This is a genomic window from Amycolatopsis ultiminotia (assembly GCF_039536925.1).
GTDB classification, from domain to species: Bacteria; Actinomycetota; Actinomycetes; order Mycobacteriales; family Pseudonocardiaceae; genus Amycolatopsis; species Amycolatopsis ultiminotia.
Map to the genome: position 1 here is coordinate 95,145 of NZ_BAAAZN010000001.1, position 22,555 is coordinate 117,699.

The window sequence follows — 22,555 nt, forward strand, 5'->3', positions numbered from 1 at the left end:
GGTCTCAGTCGGGGACGGTTTCGGCGACGAGCCGGTCGGCTTCAGTCGGCGGCGGCTTCCTGGCTATTGCGAGCCAGGTACCCGGGACCCCGTTGCTGATAACGCCCAGGCCGACCACACCGGTCGTCGGTTGTTCGCCGGGTACTGCGCTCATCTCAGAGCCCCTTCTGCGTAACGACTTCATCCCAACCACAGTCGCCGTCACCGGTCCGCCCTCGGCGAGGCCAGCGAATGTGATGAAATGGCGGCTAGCCGACGGGGTCGTGCAGCTTCCGCATCCGGCGTGTGGCGACTGCGCCATGTGTGTGCGAGGAATGGCCTGAGGCTCACTCCGGGAGTGGACACCGAGTTAGCAGGACCTGTTGTCCTGTTGAAAGGATGTCCGCATGCCTCCTCGCAAGCGCCGTTCGTACACGGCCGAGTACAAGGTCGAGGCTGCTCATCGCGTGATCGATTCCGGCCGTACGATCTCCGAGGTCGCTCGCGAGCTGGGCATCGACGCGGGCATGTTCGTGTCGGGTCAAAGACGAACGACGCAGGATCGCCGCGGCAGAGGTCCACGGGGACAAACCCCTGGAGGCCGCCGCACGGGACGAGTTGCTGCGCCTGCGCGGGCAGGTGGCCGAGCTGGAGAAGGACAACGCGTTCCTGATAAAGCCTCGGCGCACTGTGCCGCGATGCAGAAGAATCGGCCCGGTTCGCTCTGATGGCCAAGTACGCCGGCCCCGATGAGTTCACCGGGGCCGCCGGCGTCGCCTCGCCGCCATGCACGCGGTTCTCGGTCCGGCGCAGGGCGCGGCTGCTGGGCGTGTCGGCGTCCGGCTACTACGCGCACGTGAAACGTGCCGCGGCAACGGTGCTGACGCCGCGGCAGCAACGCCGGGCCGATCTGGAGGTGAAAATCGCCCGGGTGCACCAGGAGCCTGGCGGGACCTACGGGTCGCCGAGGATCTCCGCGGAGCTGCGCGATCAGGGCGAGGTGGTTACGGCGAAGACCATTGCCAAGATCATGGCTTCGATCGGGCTGGAGGGCATCAGCCCGCGCTCCTTCACGGTGAAGACGACGGTGGTCGACCCGGGCGCGTCGTTCCCGACGGATCTGGTGGGCCGGCACTTCGACCAGGGCCGGCCCGACGCGGTCTGGCTGACCGGCATCACGTATCTCACGTGCGGCGAGGGAGACATGTTCGTCTGCGCGGTCCGGGATGGATGCACCCGGAAAGTGTTGGGCTACAGCATTTCCGACCACATCAGCGCAGAGATGGTCACAGACGCGATCGATGCTGCCGTCGCTGCCCGCGGTGGCAGATGTCGTGGCACGACCCTGGATTCCGATCGCGGCGGGGAGCGCACCGCGCGCCTGACCGCGACGACGTGTTTCCGCCACGGACTGCGACGGTTGATGGGTGCGACCGGGATCTGCTGGGACAACAGCCCGGCGGAATCGTTCTGGCCGACGTTCAAACACGAGCGCTACTACCGACGTGCCTACGCCACAAAGACAGAACGCGTTGCCGCGGTTGACAAATTGGATCTACTTCTACAATAGTGAACGACGGCACTCCGCGATCGGCATGCTCAGTCCCGACAAGTTCGAGTAGTCGCTCCACGCGGCCGCTTAACCCTCGTAAACCCCTGTCCACCATTCGGGGTGAACCTCACTGGTCGGAGCCGGGAAGCAGGTCAACCCGGTGGCAGAGGTGGCGAAGATGCTCGCGTAGTAAGGATTCCAGTCGCCGGGTGTGTCCGAAACTGAAATCCAGTAACATGGTTCCGGTTGTCGAACGTGCGTACACGCTGTCAAACAGTGCCTTCATGCCACCTGATCGCAGCAGGTCGAGGTCGTCGATTCTGTCCGCGCCGCGCACATTCCCGCGATCAATATGGTCAGCTTGGGTGTCGGATCGGCTGATCCGGACTTGATCCTCGGCGTGGTGGTCGAGACCTTCTACGCCAGCAGCGTACTGAGCTCGGTCTGCCCGGCCGATGCCATTACCGGCACCAGCCCGGCCAGCGACACGAGGATGTGTCCGTCGAACGCCGCGGACTCTGCGGTGAATCTGTGCGAGACCCGCACTCGAAATACCCTCTCGAGCCGTGTGGCTGCCGCCTAGACATCAGCGATGATCCCAGCTCAGAGGGCACTTTCCCGTTTACGACACCCGACAGTCGCCAATCGGTCGGCGGAGCCAGGCTCAGCGCTGCCCGCCTCACTGAGATCGTTCGACCTGGCCGTCGGTCGTTGGGTAGTACCGTGCAGGATCGCGGCCCGGGAGCCGTCTGACCGTTGTCATGGAAGATATTCTTTCCACGCTGTTGCCCCGGCTGTGGCGGCCGGGCCGAGGTCGAGTTCGTGCCCCATCCGGTCGCGTTTCGTCCGCAGGTACTCGATGTTGTGGGCGTTCTGGAGTACCGGTAGCGCGACCCGCTCGACGATCTTGAGGCCGTAACCGTCGAGACCCCCGTACTTCGCGGGGTTGTTGGTGATCAGACGGAGCCGTCGGATGCCGAGGTCGCCGAGGATCTGTGCGCCGGTTCCGTAGCTGCGGGAGTCGGCGGGCAGTCCCTGTGCGATGTTCGCTTCCACGGTGTCCATGCCGTCTTCTTGGAGTGCGTAGGCCCGGATCTTGTGCGACAGGCCGATTCCGCGACCTTCGTGTCCGCGCAGGTATACGGCCACGCCGCGCCCTTCCGCCGCGATCACTTGCAGGGCCTGTTCGAGCTGGCCGCCGCAGTCGCAGCGTAACGAACCGAGGATGTCGCCGGTCAGGCACTCACTGTGGACACGGACCAGTACACCCGCCGCGGTGGCGCCTGCCGCCGCGACATCGCCCAGCACCAGCGCCAGATGCTCGATGCCGTCCAGGGAGGACCGGTACACCACAGCGCGGAAGTCGCCGTACCGGGTGGGCAGCGCACAGCTCGCGGTCGGTTCGACGAGGCGTTCGCTGGCCCGTCGGTACCGGACGAGATCGCTGATCGACAGCACCTGCAGGCCGTGTTCCGCGGCGAAAGCGCTCAGATCGCTGCCACGGCGCATCGAACCGTCGTCGGCGACGATCTCACTGATCACGCCGGTGCCGGACAGCCCGGCGAGCCGAAGCAGGTCGACGGTGGCCTCGGTGTGGCCCGCGCGGACGAGCACTCCTCCTTCGCGCGCCCGCAGCGGAAAGACATGACCGGGTCGGCGCAGTTCCGCGGGCCGGGTAGCCGCGTCGGCCAGCGCGTGCACCGTCCGTGTGCGGTCGGCGGCCGAGACACCGGTGCTGGTGGTGATGTGATCGACGGTGACGGTGAACGCCGTGTCGTGGGCATCGGAGTTGTCCGTGACCATCTGGGGCAGCGACAATGAGTCGGCACGCTCACCGTCCATGGGCGTGCAGACGATTCCGGTGGTGTGCCGGACGAGGAAGGCCATTTTCTCGTCGGTGACCAGTTCGGCGGCCAGCACCAGGTCACCTTCGTTCTCGCGGTCGGCGTCGTCGAGCACCACCACTGGCTCACCGTTGGCCAGTGCGGCGACGGCGTGCTGGACCGCCCCGGCAGGCAGGTCGGCGCTCATCGGACCGGCTCGGCGTGCGCGGCATGGGTACCGAAGGCGCGGGCGTGATAGGTCAACGGCGGACCCGACGCGGTGTCTGCAGCGACCACGTCACCGAGTATGACGAGGTGGTCGCCGCCTTCGATGAACCTGGCCACCCGGCAGGCCATCCAGCCCTGTGCACCCTCGATCCGGGGCACTCCGTTGTGGCTGCGCCATTCGACGCCCTGGAACTTGTGGTCTCCCTTGCCCGCAAAGGCGAGTGCCAGCGGTGCCTGATCCGCGGCCAGCACGTTGAGCCCGAACGTCCCGGTCTCGCGGACCAGCGCGAGGAGGTCCGAGCCACGGTCGAGCGAGACCAGAACCATCGGGGGTGACAGCGAAAGGGACGTGAACGCCGACACGGTCGTCCCGTGTGGATGGTCGGTGGACATAGTTGTCACCACCGATACCGGCGTGCACACGCTCGCCATCACCTCCCGGAAGGAGGTCTGGATCTCATCGAGAGACGTCATCGGCTGCCTCCGCTTTTTTCGTAGACCACGAAGAGGTTGTGCCACGGATCCTCGAGTACGGCACGGCGTTCGTGCGGCCCGTCATGAGCGGGTGCGATCACGCTGCCGCCCGCGGCGGTCGCCACGGTCATGGCAGCGTCGACGTCGGCCACGCGGAAGGAGACCGCGGCGTGGCCAAGGGTCAGGTTTTCGGCCCCGGCGGTCAGCGCGAACATCGTGCCGGCGTCGAAGGCGGCGAAGCGCTCCTTGTCCTGGAACGACAACGGCAGCCCCAGACCGGCGTAGAACTCCACAGCTGCGGGCAGATCGGCCACCGGGTACAGCACATTGCCGATAGTCACCGGATCCGGTGTCTGCATGGCTCCTCCTGGGTACGGCCCGCACGCGTGCGGCGTGCGGGCCACCGGCGCCTCAACGCGCGGCTTCCTTCGCCGCGGTCTCGTCTTCGTGCTTCTTGCTGAATGCCTCGATGGCCGCCCAGTTCTTGGCGGTCAGGTCCTCACGAACGCCGCGGGTCCACTGTTCGTTGGCCTGCAGGCGGCGCGTGGTGCCCTGGAAGTAGGGCATCACGAAGTTGGCGAACAGGTGGTAGTGCTCCTGCTTCGCGCGCCAGGGTGCCCAGTTGTGGTCGAACAGGAGCATGGCGCCGAAGCCGCCGTTGCTCTGGTCCCACAGTCGCTCGATCTGGGCGATCGCGTCCTCGTAGGTGCCGATCACGCCGGTGCCGCTTTCGATCACCCAGTCGATACGTTCCTTGGTGGTCGTGCCTTCGACCTTCATCTGCGGGGTCGATGCGGTGTGCTGCAGGTAGTCGCACCAGGCGTCGATGCCGTAGGCGGCATCCTTGACGGCCTGGTCCTTCGTTTCGGCGATGTGGAAGGGCGCGACGAGCCGCCAGCGGCTTCGGTCGGGCTGGTGCCCGAACTCCTGGGCTCGCTCGGTGAGCGTGCCCCAGTGGTGCGCTACGGCGTCGAAACCACCGGCGCTGGTCGCGCCGATGGAGATCATGCCGAGGTCGTGCTTGCCGGCCAACCGCGGCCCAGACGGCGACACGATCGCGGCGGTTGCAACTTCGAACAGCGGATTGGTGTAGGTGTCGAGCTGGAGGCGGGCGTCCTTCAGCTTGTACCGCGGGGTCTCGATCGTGAGAGGCTCGTCGTTGGTCAGCAGGTGCATCAGCACCTCGGTGTCCACCTCGAGCGCGTCGCGCTGCTCGCTGGACTCGATCCCGATCATGTTGGCGTCCGTGGCCAGCGCACCAGGACCCAGCCCCAACATTGCGCGGCCCCGGGTCAGGTGGTCGAGCAGTACCACACGATCGGCTACCCACAACGGGTTGTGGTACGGCAGCGAAAGCACTCCGGTGCCCAGCTTCATCCGCTGGGTGACCTGTGCGACGTGCGCAATGAACAGTAGTGGATCACCGATCGGCTCCACGCCGCAGGAATGGTGCTCGCCGAACCACGCCTCCTCGAAACCCATCCGGTCCATCAGCTGGCAGAGTTCGACGTCACGCTGGAGCGCATACGTCGGGTTCTGGATGGTCGGGACGTGGTGGGGCGGAATGAACGCGCCGAACCGTAGCCGTCGTCGAGTCACAGTGGCTCCCGTCGTTGGGTGGACCTGTACTTGCCGCGTGTCCGCGGTGTGGTGCTGACCATCACAGCATCACACCGGATCAGGTCTGTCAACACCATAGTTGACTCGCGGCGAGTCGCACGTGGACGTTCGCAGTCAACTACCATGTTGACGACGGCATGCGGGTGTGCGACGTTCACTGTGCGGCCGAGCCGCCGCCGTCTTCCGTGCGTCAGATCCGAGGAGTGCCATGAACCCATCGCTGTTCTCGCTCGAGAATGCTGTCGCGCTCGTGACCGGTGCGTCCGGCGGGATTGGGGCCCGAATCGCGTCGGGGCTGGCCGGTTTCGGCGCCTCGGTCGGCTGCGTCGACCTGCCCGGATCCGCGGTGGACGAGACGTGCGAGGCGATCGGCGAGCTCGGCGGGAAGTCGGCGGCCATTTTCGCCGACGTGCGTGCGGAGGAGCAGCTGACCGCAGCCGTCGCCGAGGTCGAGGCGACGCTGGGGCCGCTGACGCACGCGGTCAATTGCGCCGGGATCAACAACCAGGTGCCCGCGGAGTCGATGTCCCGCACGAGCTGGCAGGACCTCATCGACGCGAACCTCACGGGTATTTTCTTGTCCTGCAAAGCCGAAGGCATCGCGATGATGCGCAACGGCGGCGGCAGCATCGTCAACATCGGCTCCATCTCGGCGAGCATCGCCAACCGGGGCCTGAGCCAGGTGCACTACAACTCCGCGAAGGCCGGGGTCGTGCATCTGACCAAGTCCCTTGCCGTCGAGTGGTCCGGCCGTGGCGTCCGGGTCAACGCCGTCAGCCCTGGCTACACCGCGACGCCGATGGCGCGACACCCCGAGGTCTGGCCACATGTGCAGGCGTACGTGAAAGACATCCCGCTTGGCAGGATGGCCGAGCCCGATGAGCTGGTTGGGCCAGCCGTGTTCCTGCTCAGCGCCGCGGGCTCCTACTGCACGGGGGTAGACCTGTTGGTCGACGGTGGTGCGACCGTCTGGTGAGGGAATGGCACTGCGACCGAGTTTTTCCAACCAGCTCAGACAAGGGAGAACGTCATGCGTGACGCCGTGATCGTCGAAGCGGTCCGCACACCGGTGGGTAAGCGAAACGGCGGGCTGTCGGCGGTGCATCCGACCGATCTGTCCGCCTATGTCCTGCGGGCGCTGGCCGAGCGCAGCGCCATCGATCCCGCGGTGGTCGACGACGTCGTATGGGGCTGTGTGTCCCAGATCGGCGAGCAGACCTACGACATCGCCCGTAACGCCGTCCTCGGCGCAGGGTGGCCGGAGAGCGTGCCCGGCACCACGGTCGATCGCCAATGTGGGTCCTCGCAGCAGGCGGTGCATTTCGCGGCGGCAGGGCTGGTTGCGGGCCACTACGACGTCGTCGTCGCGGGCGGCGTGGAATCGATGAGCCGGGTGCCCATGGGCTCCTCGCTCGACGAGAGGGACCCGCTGGGCTCGCTGTTCGCCGAACGCTACGGGGTGTTCCCGAATCAGGGCGAGGGTGCCGAGTTGATCGCCGAGAAGTGGGGCTTCTCGCGAACGGAGCTGGACGAGCTGGCCCTGCGATCGCACGAGCGCGCCGCCGCTGCGCAAGACGCGGGCCGGTTTGACGCGCAGATCGTCGGAATCGAGACCGAAGCCGGACTCGTCACCCGTGACGAGGGCATTCGCCGGGGCGGGACCGTCGAGAAGCTGGCGCAGCTCAAACCTGCGTTCCGGCCCGACGGAGTCGTTACCGCCGGCAACGCATCGCAGATCAGCGATGGATCCGCGGCGCTGCTCATGACGACCAGCGAAAAGGCGAAGGAGCTCGGCCTGCGCCCGGTTGCCCGCGTGCACAGCGCGGCGGTCGCCGGCGACGATCCGATCAAGATGCTCACCGCCCCCATTCCCGCCACCCGCAAGGTGCTCGACCGTGGCGGATTGCGGCTGGACGAGATCGGGGCCTTCGAGATCAACGAGGCGTTCGCCCCGGTCCCGCTGGCCTGGTTGCACGACTTCGCCGCCGACGAGAAGCTGGTGAACCCGCTCGGCGGAGCGATCGCGCTGGGCCACCCGCTCGGCGGCAGCGGGGCGCGCATCATGACCACGCTCGTGCACCACATGCGGGACCAGGGAATCCGCTACGGACTGCAGAGCATGTGCGAGGGCGGCGGTCAGGCCAACGCCACGATTCTCGAACTGGTTTGAGCCGCACCGTGCGCCGCCTGGCGAACAGCGCCTAATCGTCGAACCCGAACCGGGTGTGCAGGTCATGGGCGAGGTACTCGGTCAGGTCGCGAGCCTGGGCGAGTACCCCGTCCATCCACCAGAAACCGTGCAGCGCGCCGGGCACGAGGTGGGTCGTCGTGGGCACGCCGGCTGCTCGCAGCCTGTCCGCATAGGCCAGCCCTTCGTCCCGCAGCGGGTCGAACTCGGCCACGACAACGGTTGTTGCGGGCAGCCGGCTCAGGTCGTCGGCGAGCAGCGGTGCGGCCAGCGGGTCGGTGGTGTCCTGGCAACCTCGCAGATAGTGGCCCCAGAACCACTCGAGTGAGCCGCGGGTCATCAGATAGCCCTCGCCGTTGGACTGCAGGGAAGGCGCTGGATTTCCACGGGTGGGCCGCAGGGTCGGATAGACCAGGATCTGGCCTGCTAAAGGGGAATCGCCGGAATCCCGGACAGCGGCCGTGCAGGCGGCGGCGAGCGCGCCACCCGCACTGTCGCCCATGAGCACCATTCGCGCCGGATCTGCTCCTAACTCCCTCGAGTGCGCGGATGCCCACCGGATCGCGGCGAGGCAGTCGTGCACCGGCACCGGGAACGGGTTTTCCGGTGCGAGCCGGTATTCCACGGAAAGCACGGCGCAGCCGGACGCGGCAGCCAGCGCCCGGCATGGCCGGTCGGCGGCTGCGACGCTCCCGGTGACGAACCCGCCGCCGTGCAGATAGACGACAAGAGGTGCGATGGTCTCAGGGCGGGAGTGGTAGAGCCGTGCGGGCAGTGCGTCGTCGATGAGCAGGTCCCGCACCAGGGCGAGCGGTGTCCGCACTCCCTGCAGCCGGGTGGCCGCAGCCACCGCGGCGCGCGCCTGCAGCACGCTCAACTGGTCGTAGGGACGGATCCCGTCCCGCTCGAACTGGTCCAGCAATGCTCGTGCTTCGGGGTGCAGACCGGTGCCATATTCCGTCATCGCACCAGGATCCACCGCGACGACGATCAAATCAACACCTATGTTGACAACGGTGGATCCGGTACTTAGCGTGGTTGCAGGCGGATCGAAACTCCGGAGAGGACTGATGATGGCGAGTAGTACGAGGCAGGCACCGCCCGCCAAGGTTGACGTCCTGGTGGTAGGTGCCGGTTTCGCCGGCCTCGCGATGCTGCATCGGCTGCGCGGCGAGGGTTTTCACACCCATGTCGTCGAGGCGGGGTCGGGAATCGGCGGAACCTGGTTCTGGAACCGCTATCCCGGCGCACGCTGTGATGTCGACAGCACGGACTACTCGTACTCGTTTTCGGACGAACTGCAGAAGGAATGGCGCTGGAGCGAGCGATACGCCACCCAGCCGGAGATCCTGCGCTACATCGAGCACGTCGCCGACCGGTTCGAACTGCGACCCGACATCACACTGGACACGCGTGTGAGCGAAGCGCACTGGGACGAAGCCGGTTCGCGATGGGAGGTCCGCACTGAACCCGGCGACCGGATCAGCGCGCGATACCTGATCATGGCCACCGGCTGCCTTTCCACCACCAAACAGCCCGATATCGACGGCATCGAGGACTTCGCCGGTCAGGTCGTGCACACCGCGGACTGGCCCGCCGAAGGGGTGGACCTTGCCGGCAAGCGGGTCGGCATCGTGGGCACGGGCTCCTCCGGCATCCAGGTCATCCCGGAGATCGCCGCCGAAGTGGGCCGGCTGCACGTGTTCCAGCGCACGCCCAACTTCAGCGTGCCCGCCCGGCACCGGCCGCTGACCGACGCCGAGCGCGCGGCCATCATTGCCGAATACCCGCAGCGCCGCGAACGGGCCCGGCTTTCCCCGACAGGGCTGGCCGCGGTCACCCCGAACCCGCAGTCGGCACTGGACGTGGACGAGGCCGAACGGCAAGCGCATTACGAGAAGTGGTGGGATTCGGCTGGGTTCGGCTTCCTGCTGTGCTACGCCGATCTGCTCACCAACCAGGAGGCCAACGACACCGCTGCTGAGTTCATCCGGGCCAAGATCGGCGAGCAGGTCGACGATCCTGTGCTCGCCGAAAAGCTGATGCCGCACGGCTACCCTTACGGCGCGAAGCGGCCCTGTGTGGACAACGGTTACTACCAGACGTTCAATCGCCCCAACGTCGAACTGATCGACTTGCTGAGCACTCCATTGGTCAAGACCACGCGGAACGGCCTGTGCACCACCGAAGCCGAGTACTCACTCGACGTCCTCATCTTCGCGACCGGGTTCGACGCCATGACCGGCTCCTTGCTGAAGCCGGTCATCCGCGGCCACGACGGGGTGACCCTGCGCGAACACTGGCGAGCCGGGCCGTTGACCTATCTCGGCGTGACGACCTCGGGATTCCCGAACTTGTTCATCGTGGCGGGTCCGGGAAGCCCGTCTCTGCTGGGTAATGTGCTGGTGTCGATCGAACAGCACGTCGACTGGATCTCCGACCTGCTGACCCGGTCCCGCTCCGAAGGGAAGCCGACCATCGACACCGCGCCCGGAGCCGAGCAGGACTGGGTTCGCCACGTGAACGACACCGCTGCGCACATGCTCTACACCGCCGCGAATTCCTACTACCTCGGCGCGGAAGTGCCCGGCAAGCCGAGGGTTTTCATGCCCTACGCCGGCGGTCTGCGGCGGTACCGGCGCGAATGCGACAAGGTGGCGCGCGACGGCTATCCCGGTCTGATCCGGAACTGACGCGGTGCTGCCGGGGGCCGCGAGTCCCCGGCACCCGCGGCCGACGCCGCGACCCGCGGGTGCACGAGCTTCCTTCGGTTGTGCGAACAGGAAGTACGGCCCGGTCCGGCAGGTTTCCGGGCCGGGCCGCTGGCACGAGTCAGCGCGGCGGGAGCAGGCGCCTGCGGAGGCCGAGGCGGTCGGTGACGATCGAGCCGCCGACGACCCCGCCGCTACCGACCGTCAGCACACCGGCGACGCCGAGACCCACGGGATCCGTTCCTGAAGGCACGTCGTCCAGCCCGCCCCGGTACGTTCCGGTCCAGACAGCCGCGAACGCCACCTGGTCCCCGGCGGAGAACCGCTCGAGCACCTCGACGGAGCCGACCTCGAGCACGAGCCCGCTGTCGCGCCCGTCGTCCACCGTGACGTGGTCCAGCTCGGGCTTGGCGAGCCAATCCTGGACGACCCGCTCGATCCCCGGATCGGACGACCGTGGCTGTGTCGTCCAGGGTGCGGGTGCGGGCGGCCGGATTACGTCGGGGACACCTTCGGCAAGCTGCCGCCGGCGCGCGTAGTAGTCCTCCTGGGTCCAGTTCTCGACCAGCCGCTCGCCGTCCCACCGGAACAGCGCGACACCGGACCACGCGGCCGCGTTGCCACTATGCTTGGTGGACGCTCCGTGCTCGGTGAAGACCAGGGCGAGCCGCTCGCCGTCGGTCACGACCTCGTGCACTGTCAGGCCGAGTCCGGGAAACTGCCGCAGTTGGCCGACGGTCCCGTCGGTGTAGGCGGGCAAGCCCTCGAGTTCTACGTCCCCGATGTGCACGACGTATCCGGGAGTCATGATCGTCGGTGGCACGGACGTGTCGGCGCGGTCGAGCCAGTCGATCGCGAAACGCCTGGCGACCTCGACGATCGGAGAGATGGAAGTCGTCACGGTCAGTGCACCGCCCGTTCCCTGCCGGCCCAGAACGGCGCCCGCAGTTGGTGTTTGAGGATCTTCCCCGACGCGTTGCGCGGCAGGAGGTCTATGAAGTCGATGCTGGTCGGGCACTTGTAGTGCGCCAACCGGTCACGGGTCCACGCCAGCAGCGCCGGTTCGTCGATGGTCGCGCCGGAGCGCGGAACTACCATGGCCTTCACGGTCTCGCCCCATTTCACCGACGGCACGCCGATCACCGCGACCTCACTCACGTCGGGGTGGCCGTAGAGCGTGTTCTCGACTTCGGCCGGATAGATGTTCTCCCCGCCGGAGACGATCATGTCCTTGATCCGGTCGTGCATGTACACATAGCCCTCGGAATCGAGGTAGGCCGCATCCCCGGTGCGCAGCCAGCCGCCCTCGACGAGGGCGTCGGCGGTGAGCACAGGCTGCTTCCAGTACCCGGCCATGTTCTGGCCCCCGCGCACCCAGATCTCGCCCACTGTCCCGATCGGACTGTCCCTACCAGAAACCGGATCGACGACGCGCACTGACAACCACGGGAGACCCCGCCCGACCGAGCGGAGCAGATGTGCGCGTGGGCCGCCCGGATCGTGGTCGGCCGGGTCGAGCGCGATGACGGTACCTGTGGTCTCGGTCATCCCGTAGACACCCATGAAGTCGCAGCCGAAGGCCTCGATGGCACGGAGCAACTGTGCTTCGCCCATCGGCGCGCCACCGTAGGCGATGCGGACCATGCTGCTCAGGTCGGTGCCGGGCAGGCCGGGATGCTCGACCAGCATCTGGATCACCGAAGGCACCACGAAGGTGTGCGTGACCCCGTGGCGCGCAATCGCCTCCAGCAGCGCCGCAGGGTCCACGTCACGGACCAGCACGGTGTGACCGCCCTGGCCCATCGTCGTCAGTCCATAACCGACACCGCCGATGTGGAACAGCGGAGAGGGCACCAGGTTCACACTCTCCGAACTCATTCCGTAGAACTCACGCCCCATCCGGGGCGTCCATGCCAGATTGGCATGCGTCAGCATGGCGCCCTTCGGCTTGCCCGTCGTCCCGGAGCTGTACAGCTGAAGTGCGACGGCCTCGGGATCGACAGCAATCTCCGGGTCGTCAGGTTGCTCGGCTGCCCGCCATTTCTCGAACTCGTCGCCCAGTTCGACCACATCGAGCTCGGCAGGCAGCAGATGCCGGAACTCCGGGGCCACGACGGTCAGTTTGGGTTCCGCGTCGGCCAGGATCGCCGCGAGCTCCGGGGCGGCGAGCCGGAAGTTGAGCCCGATCGTGGCGGCGCCCAGCTTGGCCGCACCGAAGACCACGTCATAGAAAGTGGGAGCGTTCTTGTCCAGGATGGCAACGCGATCGCCTTCCCCGACGCCGGTTCGACGGAACGCCTGCGCCACCTGGGAACTGCGCGCGTGCAGCGTTGCGAAATCGATCGTGCGGTCCTCGAAGCTGACCGCCGGGGCGTGCGGCCGCGCGGCGGCCAGTTCGCGCAGCATACCAGCGAGCGTGAAGCCGGCTGCCGTGGAAGAACCCGAGTGGACGGTCACGGTCTGCTCCGCTCTAGTAGCTCTTGGGAAGGCCGAGGCTGTGCTGGGCGATGTGGTTGAGGATCATTTCGCGGCTGACCGGTGCCGTCTTGAACATCCGGGCGATGAACCACAGATCCGCGAGTCCGTACTCATTCGACAGCCCGTTGCCGCCGTGCACCTGGATCGCCCGGTCAAGTGCCTGGGTACACGCGTCGCCGGCGGCGAACTTGGCGATGTTCGCAGCTTCGGCAGCGTCGGCGCGGGCGTCGAACAGCTCCGCTGCGCGCTTGGCCATCAGCCGCGCCTGCTCCACGGCGATGTACGCCTCGGCCAATGGATGGGCCACACCCTGGTGCGTCCCGATGGGTGCCTTCCAGACCGTCCGGTCCTTGGCGTAGCTCGCGGCGCGGGCCAGCGCGTAGCGCCCGATGCCGTTGGCCACGCAGGCCGCGGCGACGCGCTCGGGGTTGAGCCCCGCGAACACTTGCTTGAGCCCTTGGCCCTCCTCGCCGATGAGCCCGTCGGCGGCGACTGGGACGTCGTCGAAGAAGCAGGTGAACTGCTTTTCCGGCAGCTGCAGCGCGGAGTCCAGCGGCTGCAGCGTCAGGCCAGGCGCACTCGTCTCGACGGTCAGCAGTGACAAGGTGTGCCTGCCGTCCGGCGCGGGCTCGGCGTCGCGGGCGACAACCAGCAGCGCCTCGGCCTCGTCCACCCCCGACGTCCAGTACTTCTGCCCGGAAATGCGCCAGCCTTCGCCGTCTCGGCGGGCCGTCGTGGTGATCTTGTGGGTGTTCGATCCGGCGTCGGGTTCGGTGATCGCGAACGCCATTTTGGCTGTGCCTTCGGCGATCCGCGACAGGTAGCGTCGCTTGAGTACCTCGGAACCGTGCGCGGCAAGGATCGAACCGCAGATGGCCGGCGAGATTACGATCATGAACATCGGGCAGCCCTGTGCCGCCATCTCCTCGATGACCACGGCGAGATCGGCCAGCCCGCCGCCCCCGCCGCCGTACTCCTCCGGCAGGTGCACACCGAGGAAACCGGTGGCGCCCATCTCCGCCCACAACTCGTCGGGCTTCGCGCCTCTGGCCACGACATCCTTGAAGTACGAACGACCGTAGCCGCCGACCAGTTTCGCCACGCTGTCGCGTAGTGCCCGGCGTTCTTCGTTGTCGTCGCAGATGTTCGACGACCGGCCGAGTCCGATTGGCTGTCCGCTCACTGAGGTCTTCTCTCTGCCTGGGCTTCGTCGCCCCTTCGCGTCAACACTCTAGTTGACAGTAGGCGCGAGGCGGTCGGGCGTCAACGATCGGCCTGCTCGTCCCATTGGTAGAAGCCTTGTCCTGACTTCTGGCCCAGTTCACCCGCGGCAACCTTGTCGACCAGCAGCCGTGGCGGCTCGAACCGAGGTCCTAATGAGACAGATAGGCTTCGCGCGATGTCCAGGCGCACATCCAGTCCGACGATGTCGGCAAGCCGAAGCGGCCCGACCGGATGCCGGTAGGCCAGCTGCACCGCACGGTCGATCTCGGCCGGCTCACCGACGCCCTCCTGCACCATCCGGATGGCTTCGAGCGACGTTGCGACGTCCAGACGGCTCGTCGCGAACCCGGGCATGTCCCGGACCACGGCAGTTTGCTTGCCGACCGCCTCGGCGGCGGCGATGGTGCGGCGCAGCGTGTCCTCGTCAGTGGCGGCACCCCGCACGACTTCGACCAGCGGCAGTGACCAGACCGGGTTGAAGAAGTGCATGCCGAGGAAGCATGCGGGACGGGTCAGCCGGCCGGCCAGCCTGTCGATCGACAACGAACTCGTGTTGCTGGCCAGCACGAGCGGCTCGGCCCGTTCCGCGGCGACGAGGACCCGCTGTTTGAGCTCGAGGGATTCGGGCACGGTCTCGATCACCAGGTCAAGGCCGCTCGGTAGCTCGGCGACCTCGGGCAGGTGTGTGACCAGTCCGGGAAGCACGGCTGCCGCGGCGGCACTCAGGCGTCCGCGGGCCACCCCGCCCTCGGCGGCGGTCGCCATCTGGTCCCGCAGCGCGGTCATCCGCGCGATCTGCGGCTCGACCACCGTGGTCGGCCAGCCTGCCGCCGCGAAGACGTAGGCGATGCCGATGCCCATCGTGCCGGCGCCGATCACCGCGACCCGTTTCGTCATACCGTCTCCTCGTTGCCCGCTCAGTGGAGTCAACGTGTATGTTGACTGAGTATCCGGCAACTGTAAACCGCCCCGGAAGTGTGTGAGATGACGGAAGAACTTGAGGTGGTCCGGCACGATGCCGTGCTGGTCGTGACCTTGAACCGGCCGCGCCGGCGCAACGCGATGAACGGCACGATGGCACGCGCGCTGGCCGCTGCCATGGACGAGCTGGACGCCGACCCTTCGCTGGTGGTCGGCGTGCTCACCGGCGCTGGCGGTGCCTTCTGCGCGGGGATGGACCTGGCGGCATTTCTGGCCGGGGATGTCCCGGACGTTCCGGGGCGCGGCCTCGGCGGGATCACCCGGACCCCGCCGCAGACCCCACTGATCGCCGCGGTCGAAGGCTACGCGCTGGCCGGCGGCCTGGAGCTGGCGCTGGCGTGCGACCTGATCGTGGCGGCCGAGGACGCGACCTTCGGACTGCCCGAGACCACGCGCGGTCTGATCGCCGGCGCGGGAGGGCTGGTTCGGCTGCCACGCCGGATCCCGCCGGGCGTCGCATTGCAGTACGCGCTGACCGGGGAGTCGTTCGGAGCGGCCGAGGCGGCGGGCTGGGGCCTGGTCAACGCCGTGACGCCGTCCGGCAGTGCGCTCGACAAGGCACTGAAGCTGGCGGAGCGGATTGCCGCGAATGGCCCACTGGCAGTCCGGGTCACGAAGGAGGTCGTGACACAGGCACCCGACTGGCCCGCCGACACGCTCTGGGACCGGCAGCAGGAACTACTCGACCACGTACTGGCCTCAGACGACGCACGCGAGGGCGCCGCCGCCTTCGCCGAAAAGCGCTCACCCCACTGGACCGGCCGCTGAATCGTGGGGAGAACCCGGTCAGGGGTCGGTCCATTCGCCGGGGTCGACCGCCATGCCCGCGACCAGCATGGTGGCGTAGGCACGGCCGACGGTGTCCGCGTCGACCGGCGACCGTTGCGGGTTGAACCACCGGTTCGTCCAGCCGACCATCCCGATGAGCCCGTACGCCATCACCCATGCGTCGGCCACCGGCCGGATCGTGCCCTCGTCGATCCCGGTCTGGATCATCTTGACGACGACCTGCTCGTAGCGTTTGTTCAGTCGGCGCATCTCGCGTGACCATTCCGCCCGGTAACCACCCACGTGCCCGAGGTTTTCCTGGATGAACACATAGAGCAGGGGATAGTGCTCGGCGTAGCTGTTCATCAGCGACGTTACGAGCCGGAAGATCTTGTCCAGCGCGGTGCCCTTGTCCTTGAGAATGGCCTCGGCGACTTCCAGGTTGGCGCGCACCGCGTTCGTCACGACGTCGTCGAAAAGCTCTTCTTTGCTGCCAACGTAGTAGTACAGCGTGGCGCGGTCCATGCCCATCGCCTGCGCTACCCGCCCGATACTCGTGCCACGGAACCCGTTCTTCTTGAACAGATCGGCGGCGGCGGCCTTGATCTCCGCCCGCCGTTCCGCGTATGCGGCCGTGCCCTCGTCCTTCGCGGCCGCCCGGCGGCGGCCGATGCCGCTGGAGGACGCCTCACCCTTCCCGGCGGACTTGTTAACCATGGGCACGAGCCTAGCGGCCCGTGGTCGCCGAGCCGGTGACGGGACGGCCGACCGGGGGCCAGACCTCCGATACCGGGTTGACGTGCTCGACGGGGGCCGACGCGTTCGATCCGGGTGCCGATTCGCGCTCGATTACCGGCGACGCTTCTTCGCCCTGTCCAAATGCGTCGTCAGTACCAGGCTTCTGGAAACCGCACCCGACATCCGCGTTGGCGCTGCGCAAGCGGATTGGCTGTGACCGATCCGGTCCGGCTGGAACAGGTCGAGACGGAGTCGACGGTCGGCTGCTCTCCCATCAGGTGCTCCTGGCGATCGCGGGACCGGCGGCTACCTTCGAAGCCCATCCGGTGATCGTGGCAACGTAGGTGGTCGGGTCGTAGCCGTGCATGGAGTGCGGCATGCTGGGAAACGCGCGGTAGGTGAAGGAGTTGCCGGTCTCCTCGATCAGTTGTCGCAGCCGTCGCACCTGAAGGTCGGTGATCGCGCCGAGTAGGTTCCCGGTGTCCGGGTCCACGTGGTGGAAGTGATGGGTGAACAGGACCGGTACCTTGACCTGGCGCAGCATGGACTCGTGGTCGCAGTTCACGGTGGCCCGCCCGGAGACGAACGCGTCGCCCCACTCGGGGTCGTACTCCCGGAGGTCCTGCGGCGGAGCGGCCGGAGGACCTGCGGTGCCGTCTGGTGCCATCTGCCGCAGTGCGGCGAGCATCCAGGCGGGGATTTCGCGGCCCATCGACGCCTGCATCCCGGCGAAGTCCCCGATGGTCCACTGCGGGCCGAGCCACTTGTGCCACAGCCGGAACATCGGCCCGGCACCTTGCCGGATGGACGGGCCGACCGCGGGATCGGTCTGCGAGGCGAACAGCGGAGCACCCTCGTAGACCGCAGCGTGGACCTGGCCGGGTGCCGCGAAAGCGGACAACCAGGCGGCGATGACGCCACCGGACGACAACCCGCAGACCACGACCGGTCGCTTGATGACCCGGTCGATGAAGCGGACCAGGTCACCACCGAAGATGTCCAGGCTGTAGCGCCCTGGCGTCCAGGTGGACCGGCCCTGACCGCGCAGGTCCACCGCGTATACCCGGTAGCGGTCGGCCTGGTCATGGGTCTCAGCTCCGTAGTTCGCAGTTCGATGCGACGGGTGATCGCCTCGTCAGTGAATGCGCCGCGCCACGGCCGCAGTAAGGACACACGCGACCGCTGAATGGCAGGTCGTGGCTGAGCCACGCCGGATGGCCGACGATGAGAATCATGGACCGTCCGCTCGGCTCTAGGCGCCTTCCTACGCACTCGGCGTGCGGCGCTGCAACCGGAGGACGTCGGGTTGCGGAGAGGGCAGCACCGGCGCGCTCCGGGCCTGCGTCGCGAGGAGGTGGCGGAGCTGTGCAGCATGTCTGCCGACTACTTCGCCAGGCTGGAACGAGGTGACGGTCCGCAACCGTCGGAGCAGATGGTCGCGGCCGTCGCCGGCGGCTTACGGCTGACCCTGGATGAACGCGATCACCTGTTTCTGCTCGCTGGCCACCGCGCCGCTCCACGGGACCTGCGGGCTACGCACGTGAGCCCCCGGCTGATGCGCGTCATGGACGGCCTGGCCGGCTCCACCGCACAGGTTATGGGCCCGCTGGGCGAGACACTGCTGCAGACACCACGCGGTCGCACTGCTGGGTGACCAGACGCAGCACATAGGCAATGCGCGTTACGCGCCATACCGCTGGTTCACCGATCCGACCGACCGAGAGCGGTACCATCCCGAGGATCACGGCGAGAACAGCCGGATCAACGTCGCGCTGCTCCGCGGCGCTGTCACCCGGGATGGGCCCGGTTCCCTCGCGGCGGACCTCGCCGGCACTCTCGTTCGCACCAGCGACGAGTTCGCCCAGCTGTGGGAGCGCCACGAGGTAGGCCTCCGGTGGATTGACACCAAACGATTCGTTCATCACCAACTCGGACGGTTGGACCTCTATTGCCAGCTCCTGCTCGAACCTGACCAAGGACAGTCGCTGCTCATCTTCACCGCCAGTCCGGGCACGGAGAGCCACGAAAAACTCGCCCTGCTCACGTCCAGATCGCCGCCGACTTCGACGTCCCGGCATCCGATCTGGCTCGACACGCTCGCAAGCTCGGACTCGCGACCCGCCGCGGCGTCACCGCGCACCAACACATCCTCGCCAACCAGGGTGGGCCCAACGCATTCTCCACCACCATGTGGACCGTATTCGCCTCCGGCGGAGCCGAACAACGCATCCAACGGCTCCTCGCAATTCCCGGACATCCCGACCTCCGTCACGCCGCCGAACACTTCGGCGTCAGAAAAGCCGCCCTCGCACGCCAAGTCGACCACCTCGAACACGCAGTCGGCGCCGCCCTACTGAAAACGACCCTTGAGGCAGGTGTTATCAGCCTGGCTCCTGCTGGCGAGCAGTGCATACGGGAAGTGGCCTCAGTTCTGGACATGCTCCGCCGGACTCGCGGCGGGCGGGACAAGGTCCTCACGATGTCGACGTTCAGTGTCGTCGATCGAGCAAGAGTCGCAGGGCGGTGATGAATAGTTCGTCGGGTACGGAGTCTGGATTCGCGAGTCGTTGGAGCGCGAACCCGTCGGCGAGCGCGGTGACGATCGCGCCGAGCGCTTCGGGTGGTTGGTCGAGAGGGATGTCGAGTTCCTGTGCCGCGCCGACGATCAGCGTGGTCATCGCCTGCTTGACCTCGTCGTGGCGAGTGGCGAACTCGCCGCGCAACTCGGGATCGCGCATCGCGGCGGACCAGAACTCGATGAACAGCATCGTGGTCTGCGGTTGCTGGTCGAGCAGCTCTGCCCAATGCCGCACGGCCGCACGCAGCTGCCCTGCCAGCGTCGGTTCGGTCGACACCTGCTCGACATAGCTGTCTCCCCAGCGGGGAATGGCTTGGTCCAGCAAGGCCAGGAACACCTCGTCCTTGCTTCGGAAGTGCGCGTACAACGCTCCGGTCGAACAACCGGCCGCCCGCACGATCTCGCCGACCGACGCCGCGGCATAGCCGCGCTCGGCGAACACCCGCGCTGCCGCCGCCAGCAGCCGGCTACGGGTCTCGGTCCTGCGTTGTTCCTGGGTGCGCCGGGCAGTCATGGCTGAAACACTACTAGACACATAACGAATGCTCGTTATATAACTGCGGTATGGAGCACTCCGTCTCCGCCGCGGTGTCGGACTGGCGCGGCATCGACTGGGCGGCCCACCGCCACGATGTCGTCATCGCCGGGCGCCGCCTGACGTATATCGACATTGGTGAGGCGCCCGAGACATGCCTGCTGATCCACGGTCTGGCGGCCTCGTGGCAGTGGTGGCTAGAAACCGTCCCCGCGCTGCTGCCTCACCGCAGAGTCATTGCCGTGGATCTGCCCGGTTTCGGCGCATCCGAACCGGCGACCATTCACAGTATCGACGCCATTGTGGGTACCCTCGGCGACCTCTGTATCCATCTCAATCTGGACGCCGTCGACGTGGTGGGACACTCCCTGGGCACCGTGCTGGGCTGCGCATTCGCCGCACACGCTCCGCGCCGAGTGCGGCGTCTCGTGCTGACCGGTGGGCCGATCCTGTCCGTGCTCCGGCTGTTCCACGCACCCATCACCACACTGCGTGCTCACCCGCAGGTAGCCGGCTTCCTCATCGAAGCACTCACCGCCGGCCTACCGCTGCCCGCTACGCTCCGCGGACAGATCGCCAACCGCCCCTGGGCGCGACGCCTGGCAATGGCCCCGTACTTCGCCCACCCCGACCACCTGGCACCTGACCTCGCGGCCAGACTCCTCGACGGCGCGGGCGCACCCGCAGTGCTTCCCACCCTGCGCCAAGGATTCCGCTACACCCCCGGCACCGCGCTCCACGGCCACCGTCACCCCATCCTGCTCATCGGCGGCACCCACGACACCATCGCCCCACCCGCCGACCTCCATGAATTCGCCCGCCACAACACCGTCGAACGCACAGTCCTGCTCGACGACACCGGCCACTCGCCCATGCTCGAACAGCCAGCCGCGTTCAACCACGAACTCACCCAATTCCTCATCCGTCCAACACCGGCTCCTGCCTAACCGGGATGCCCGCACCCATGCCGTTCCTCAGCCACATCGGGATCCTCGATCTCACCCTCGGCGCACTCGCTCAAGAACGCCCCACGTCACTGCACAAACTCGGTATCGTCGCGCCGCGAGCGCTCTACCAAGCCCACTCGCTGCCCTGCTCATGGGCACCGCCCTCACCGCCTCTGGACTCGCCGTCAACCCCTTCCCGTGTGGGTGACAATCACACTGGCCATCGCTGGTCTGGCAGACCCGTTCCTGTTCATCGCGCTCGTTCGAGGCATCGACCGCCACCAATCGCGCAGCTACCGCGCCGCGGCAACTCTGATCTTCCTCGCCCTCACCACCGGCTTCGGCTCACTACCCATCATCACACTCACACGCTGAAAACTGGCCAGTCACCTCAACCAACAACAACCGGTTACAGCCAGAATTCCGGACTGGGGGGCAACTCGAGATGCCGCAACCAAGACCAGAGAAATGAAACCGAACCAAGACTCAGGCTAAAAGAACACTCCTGAGACAACAAAGAATTAACTGCTAGTAGGGCAGCCGCACTTTGTGGATCATGGCTGGTGAGAGGTGTGGGGTCGCGCGACTGGCTTCATTTTCTCACTGGCTACTTCATCTCCACTTCATTTACGAAGCGAATATGAGACGGGCCACGCCCGGCCACGAACGGAAATGCGCGCGCAGGTGACGAAGGCGAGCGGTAAGGCGCGGGCATCGGTCAGGGTCGGTGGCTCGTGGCCCTCATTCTTCGGTTGGCGGGGGTGGGACGTCGGTGCGGATCGCGATGAGGCCCCAGGTGGCGTAAGGCATCGTGACGATGCCGCCCAACTCGTCGACCGCCGCGCCCACGGCAGCTAGTACCTCCGCCACCTGGTCCGACGCCAAGCTGGTGAGGCCACCGGACGTCGGTATCCCGTCCAGTAGTTCGTCGCGGCTGTATGTGCGCTCCCGGTCGTAGCGAAACAGCACAGGCTCGTCGAACCCGCCGACCTCCCGGATTCCGTCTGCGGCCCTGGCGTAGAGCCCGCGATAGGCGTCCAAGATCGACGCCCCGGACCGGCGGTTGAAGCCCACCGGTGAGTCGGGAGCTACCCGCTGTAATGCCGTGGCATGGGCCTCCGCCACGGTGGGCGGAAGCTCGGATACGTGCCCGAACGGCGCCAGCACTCCTCCCGGCCGCAGCACCCGTGCCGCCTTGGCTGCGCCCGCGACCGGGTCGATCCAGTGCCAGGCCGTCCCGGACACGACCGCGTCGAAGGTGCGCCTGGCCGGCTCCCACGCCTCGAAGGTCGCGACCTCGACATCGAGACCGGTGCCTCGCGCGAAGTCAGCCATCCGCTGATCGGGCTCGACACCGAGCACTGTGCGGCCGCTTGCCCGGAACTGGCGGGCCTCGATGCCGGTACCGCAGCCGACGTTGAGGAAGTCGGGGCCGGGACCGGCGGACACGATCCGCTCGATCATGGCCTCGGGATACGCGGCTCGGGCCCGGTCGTACCGTTCGGGGTCAACCCCGAACGACTCTGCAATGCGGCGGTGCTTGTGCAGTCCCGGTGTGGGTTCCGGCGGTACAGCGACCATGCGCCCACTCTAATGGGCATGCGCCCACCCGGGTGGCGGCGTTCGCTTTCGGCGGAAGGGCTGCGCGGTGCCGACTGGTGTGGCGCTGCGTGACCCGCGTCAGTCGGTGCCACGGTATCTGTGTTGTTCGCCGAGCAGAAGGACAGCCCA

At 67.1% G+C, this 22,555-nt stretch carries 23 protein-coding genes and 2 pseudogenes; 10 read left to right on the top strand and 15 right to left on the bottom strand.

What is annotated here, in order from left to right; all coding sequences use genetic code 11:
* Positions 1-4 precede the first annotated feature (4 nt).
* Entirely contained in the window at positions 5-154 is a 150-nt protein-coding gene (locus ABD793_RS00450) for a hypothetical protein (RefSeq protein WP_344854183.1), read from the bottom strand.
* Between the two features lie 232 nt (positions 155-386).
* On the opposite strand from ABD793_RS00450, the gene ABD793_RS42585 reads away from it, so the two are divergent.
* A complete protein-coding gene (locus ABD793_RS42585; protein WP_425548637.1) occupies positions 387-707 on the top strand; it encodes a transposase in 321 nt (106 codons plus the stop codon).
* Positions 707-1,549, top strand: coding sequence for an IS3 family transposase (locus ABD793_RS00460; protein WP_344854185.1), 843 nt, complete (start codon positions 707-709; stop codon positions 1,547-1,549). Before ABD793_RS42585 ends, ABD793_RS00460 begins: the two co-directional genes overlap by 1 nt.
* 115 nt (positions 1,550-1,664) lie before the next feature.
* Here the strand turns inward: ABD793_RS00460 and ABD793_RS00465 are convergent.
* The 5 genes and pseudogenes from ABD793_RS00465 to ABD793_RS00485 form a co-directional block, all read right to left on the bottom strand.
* A pseudogene (locus ABD793_RS00465) lies at positions 1,665-2,077 on the bottom strand (IS1380 family transposase); the annotation flags it as partial.
* A 213-nt stretch (positions 2,078-2,290) separates the two neighbouring features.
* Positions 2,291-3,562, bottom strand: coding sequence for a bifunctional 3,4-dihydroxy-2-butanone-4-phosphate synthase/GTP cyclohydrolase II (locus ABD793_RS00470; RefSeq protein WP_344854186.1), 1,272 nt, complete (start codon positions 3,560-3,562; stop codon positions 2,291-2,293).
* On the bottom strand, positions 3,559-4,056 hold the full coding sequence (locus ABD793_RS00475) for a flavin reductase family protein (RefSeq protein WP_344854187.1): 498 nt from the start codon (positions 4,054-4,056) through the stop codon (positions 3,559-3,561). Before ABD793_RS00475 ends, ABD793_RS00470 begins: the two co-directional genes overlap by 4 nt.
* On the bottom strand, positions 4,053-4,415 hold the full coding sequence (locus tag ABD793_RS00480; RefSeq protein WP_344854189.1) for a VOC family protein: 363 nt from the start codon (positions 4,413-4,415) through the stop codon (positions 4,053-4,055). The genes ABD793_RS00475 and ABD793_RS00480 overlap by 4 nt, the downstream gene beginning before the upstream one ends.
* 52 nt (positions 4,416-4,467) lie before the next feature.
* Complete coding sequence (locus ABD793_RS00485; protein ID WP_344854190.1) at positions 4,468-5,655, bottom strand: LLM class flavin-dependent oxidoreductase; 1,188 nt, start codon at positions 5,653-5,655, stop codon at positions 4,468-4,470.
* Positions 5,656-5,884: 229 nt separating this feature from the next.
* Here ABD793_RS00485 and ABD793_RS00490 point away from each other — a divergent pair, with 229 nt between their 5' ends.
* Together ABD793_RS00490 and ABD793_RS00495 are read left to right on the top strand one after the other, a co-directional pair.
* Positions 5,885-6,652, top strand: coding sequence for an SDR family oxidoreductase (locus ABD793_RS00490; protein WP_344854192.1), 768 nt, complete (start codon positions 5,885-5,887; stop codon positions 6,650-6,652).
* 54 nt (positions 6,653-6,706) lie between these two features.
* Complete coding sequence (locus ABD793_RS00495) at positions 6,707-7,846, top strand: thiolase family protein (protein WP_344854193.1); 1,140 nt, start codon at positions 6,707-6,709, stop codon at positions 7,844-7,846.
* A 31-nt stretch (positions 7,847-7,877) separates the two neighbouring features.
* Here the strand turns inward: ABD793_RS00495 and ABD793_RS00500 are convergent, their stop codons facing one another.
* Positions 7,878-8,828, bottom strand: coding sequence for an alpha/beta hydrolase (locus tag ABD793_RS00500; protein ID WP_344854194.1), 951 nt, complete (start codon positions 8,826-8,828; stop codon positions 7,878-7,880).
* Between the two features lie 40 nt (positions 8,829-8,868).
* On the opposite strand from ABD793_RS00500, the gene ABD793_RS00505 reads away from it, so the two are divergent.
* Positions 8,869-10,557, top strand: coding sequence for a flavin-containing monooxygenase (locus tag ABD793_RS00505; protein WP_344854195.1), 1,689 nt, complete (start codon positions 8,869-8,871; stop codon positions 10,555-10,557).
* Positions 10,558-10,696: 139 nt separating this feature from the next.
* Here the strand turns inward: ABD793_RS00505 and ABD793_RS00510 are convergent, their stop codons facing one another.
* The 4 genes from ABD793_RS00510 to ABD793_RS00525 form a co-directional block, all read right to left on the bottom strand.
* Positions 10,697-11,476 carry an ester cyclase gene (locus tag ABD793_RS00510; RefSeq protein WP_344854196.1) on the bottom strand — a complete coding sequence of 260 codons (780 nt, stop codon included), beginning with the start codon at positions 11,474-11,476 and terminating at the stop codon, positions 10,697-10,699.
* Positions 11,477-11,478: 2 nt separating this feature from the next.
* Complete coding sequence (locus ABD793_RS00515; protein WP_344854198.1) at positions 11,479-13,032, bottom strand: long-chain-fatty-acid--CoA ligase; 1,554 nt, start codon at positions 13,030-13,032, stop codon at positions 11,479-11,481.
* Between the two features lie 13 nt (positions 13,033-13,045).
* Positions 13,046-14,236: an acyl-CoA dehydrogenase family protein gene (locus tag ABD793_RS00520; protein ID WP_344854200.1), complete on the bottom strand. Its 1,191-nt coding sequence runs from the start codon at positions 14,234-14,236 to the stop codon at positions 13,046-13,048.
* Between the two features lie 80 nt (positions 14,237-14,316).
* Positions 14,317-15,174: a 3-hydroxyacyl-CoA dehydrogenase family protein gene (locus ABD793_RS00525; protein WP_344854201.1), complete on the bottom strand. Its 858-nt coding sequence runs from the start codon at positions 15,172-15,174 to the stop codon at positions 14,317-14,319.
* 87 nt (positions 15,175-15,261) lie between these two features.
* On the opposite strand from ABD793_RS00525, the gene ABD793_RS00530 reads away from it, so the two are divergent.
* Positions 15,262-16,026 (top strand): crotonase/enoyl-CoA hydratase family protein, encoded by a 765-nt coding sequence (locus tag ABD793_RS00530; protein WP_344854202.1) that lies wholly within the window; start codon positions 15,262-15,264, stop codon positions 16,024-16,026.
* 18 nt (positions 16,027-16,044) lie between these two features.
* On the opposite strand, the gene ABD793_RS00535 is transcribed toward ABD793_RS00530, so the two are convergent.
* Complete coding sequence (locus ABD793_RS00535) at positions 16,045-16,743, bottom strand: TetR/AcrR family transcriptional regulator (RefSeq protein ID WP_344854204.1); 699 nt, start codon at positions 16,741-16,743, stop codon at positions 16,045-16,047.
* Positions 16,744-17,038: 295 nt separating this feature from the next.
* Positions 17,039-17,833 (bottom strand): annotated as a pseudogene (locus ABD793_RS00540) (alpha/beta hydrolase); the annotation flags it as partial.
* Between the two features lie 237 nt (positions 17,834-18,070).
* Here ABD793_RS00540 and ABD793_RS00545 point away from each other — a divergent pair.
* Both ABD793_RS00545 and ABD793_RS00550 read left to right on the top strand, forming a co-directional pair.
* The gene (locus ABD793_RS00545) at positions 18,071-18,418 is read left to right on the top strand and encodes a helix-turn-helix domain-containing protein (RefSeq protein WP_344854206.1); all 348 of its coding nucleotides are present in this window, start codon (positions 18,071-18,073) and stop codon (positions 18,416-18,418) included.
* A 13-nt stretch (positions 18,419-18,431) separates the two neighbouring features.
* A complete protein-coding gene (locus ABD793_RS00550) occupies positions 18,432-19,121 on the top strand; it encodes an MmyB family transcriptional regulator (protein ID WP_344855741.1) in 690 nt (229 codons plus the stop codon).
* 132 nt (positions 19,122-19,253) lie between these two features.
* On the opposite strand, the gene ABD793_RS00555 is transcribed toward ABD793_RS00550, so the two are convergent.
* On the bottom strand, positions 19,254-19,856 hold the full coding sequence (locus ABD793_RS00555; RefSeq protein WP_344854208.1) for a TetR/AcrR family transcriptional regulator: 603 nt from the start codon (positions 19,854-19,856) through the stop codon (positions 19,254-19,256).
* A 50-nt stretch (positions 19,857-19,906) separates the two neighbouring features.
* Here ABD793_RS00555 and ABD793_RS00560 point away from each other — a divergent pair, with 50 nt between their 5' ends.
* Together ABD793_RS00560 and ABD793_RS00565 are read left to right on the top strand one after the other, a co-directional pair.
* Entirely contained in the window at positions 19,907-20,824 is a 918-nt protein-coding gene (locus tag ABD793_RS00560; protein ID WP_344854209.1) for an alpha/beta fold hydrolase, read from the top strand.
* Between the two features lie 204 nt (positions 20,825-21,028).
* Positions 21,029-21,199, top strand: a complete 171-nt coding sequence (locus tag ABD793_RS00565; RefSeq protein WP_344854210.1) for a hypothetical protein — start codon at positions 21,029-21,031, stop codon at positions 21,197-21,199.
* A 366-nt stretch (positions 21,200-21,565) separates the two neighbouring features.
* Here ABD793_RS00565 and ABD793_RS00570 read toward each other — a convergent pair whose 3' ends face one another.
* A complete protein-coding gene (locus ABD793_RS00570) occupies positions 21,566-22,405 on the bottom strand; it encodes a class I SAM-dependent methyltransferase (protein ID WP_344854211.1) in 840 nt (279 codons plus the stop codon).
* Positions 22,406-22,555: the final 150 nt, after the last annotated feature.

Coding starts and splice junctions, on each gene's coding strand:
- ABD793_RS00480 (WP_344854189.1), bottom strand. CDS start 4,415: ATGCAGACACCGGATCCGGTGACTATCGGCAATGTGCTGTACCCGGTG.
- ABD793_RS00505 (WP_344854195.1), top strand. CDS start 8,869: ATGTTGACAACGGTGGATCCGGTACTTAGCGTGGTTGCAGGCGGATCG.
- ABD793_RS00450 (WP_344854183.1), bottom strand. CDS start 154: ATGAGCGCAGTACCCGGCGAACAACCGACGACCGGTGTGGTCGGCCTG.
- ABD793_RS00555 (WP_344854208.1), bottom strand. CDS start 19,856: ATGACTGCCCGGCGCACCCAGGAACAACGCAGGACCGAGACCCGTAGC.
- ABD793_RS00535 (WP_344854204.1), bottom strand. CDS start 16,743: ATGGTTAACAAGTCCGCCGGGAAGGGTGAGGCGTCCTCCAGCGGCATC.
- ABD793_RS00460 (WP_344854185.1), top strand. CDS start 707: ATGGCCAAGTACGCCGGCCCCGATGAGTTCACCGGGGCCGCCGGCGTC.
- ABD793_RS00470 (WP_344854186.1), bottom strand. CDS start 3,562: ATGAGCGCCGACCTGCCTGCCGGGGCGGTCCAGCACGCCGTCGCCGCA.
- ABD793_RS00490 (WP_344854192.1), top strand. CDS start 5,885: ATGAACCCATCGCTGTTCTCGCTCGAGAATGCTGTCGCGCTCGTGACC.
- ABD793_RS00560 (WP_344854209.1), top strand. CDS start 19,907: ATGGAGCACTCCGTCTCCGCCGCGGTGTCGGACTGGCGCGGCATCGAC.
- ABD793_RS00500 (WP_344854194.1), bottom strand. CDS start 8,828: ATGACGGAATATGGCACCGGTCTGCACCCCGAAGCACGAGCATTGCTG.
- ABD793_RS00570 (WP_344854211.1), bottom strand. CDS start 22,405: ATGGTCGCTGTACCGCCGGAACCCACACCGGGACTGCACAAGCACCGC.
- ABD793_RS00525 (WP_344854201.1), bottom strand. CDS start 15,174: ATGACGAAACGGGTCGCGGTGATCGGCGCCGGCACGATGGGCATCGGC.
- ABD793_RS00530 (WP_344854202.1), top strand. CDS start 15,262: ATGACGGAAGAACTTGAGGTGGTCCGGCACGATGCCGTGCTGGTCGTG.
- ABD793_RS00475 (WP_344854187.1), bottom strand. CDS start 4,056: ATGACGTCTCTCGATGAGATCCAGACCTCCTTCCGGGAGGTGATGGCG.
- ABD793_RS00495 (WP_344854193.1), top strand. CDS start 6,707: ATGCGTGACGCCGTGATCGTCGAAGCGGTCCGCACACCGGTGGGTAAG.
- ABD793_RS42585 (WP_425548637.1), top strand. CDS start 387: ATGCCTCCTCGCAAGCGCCGTTCGTACACGGCCGAGTACAAGGTCGAG.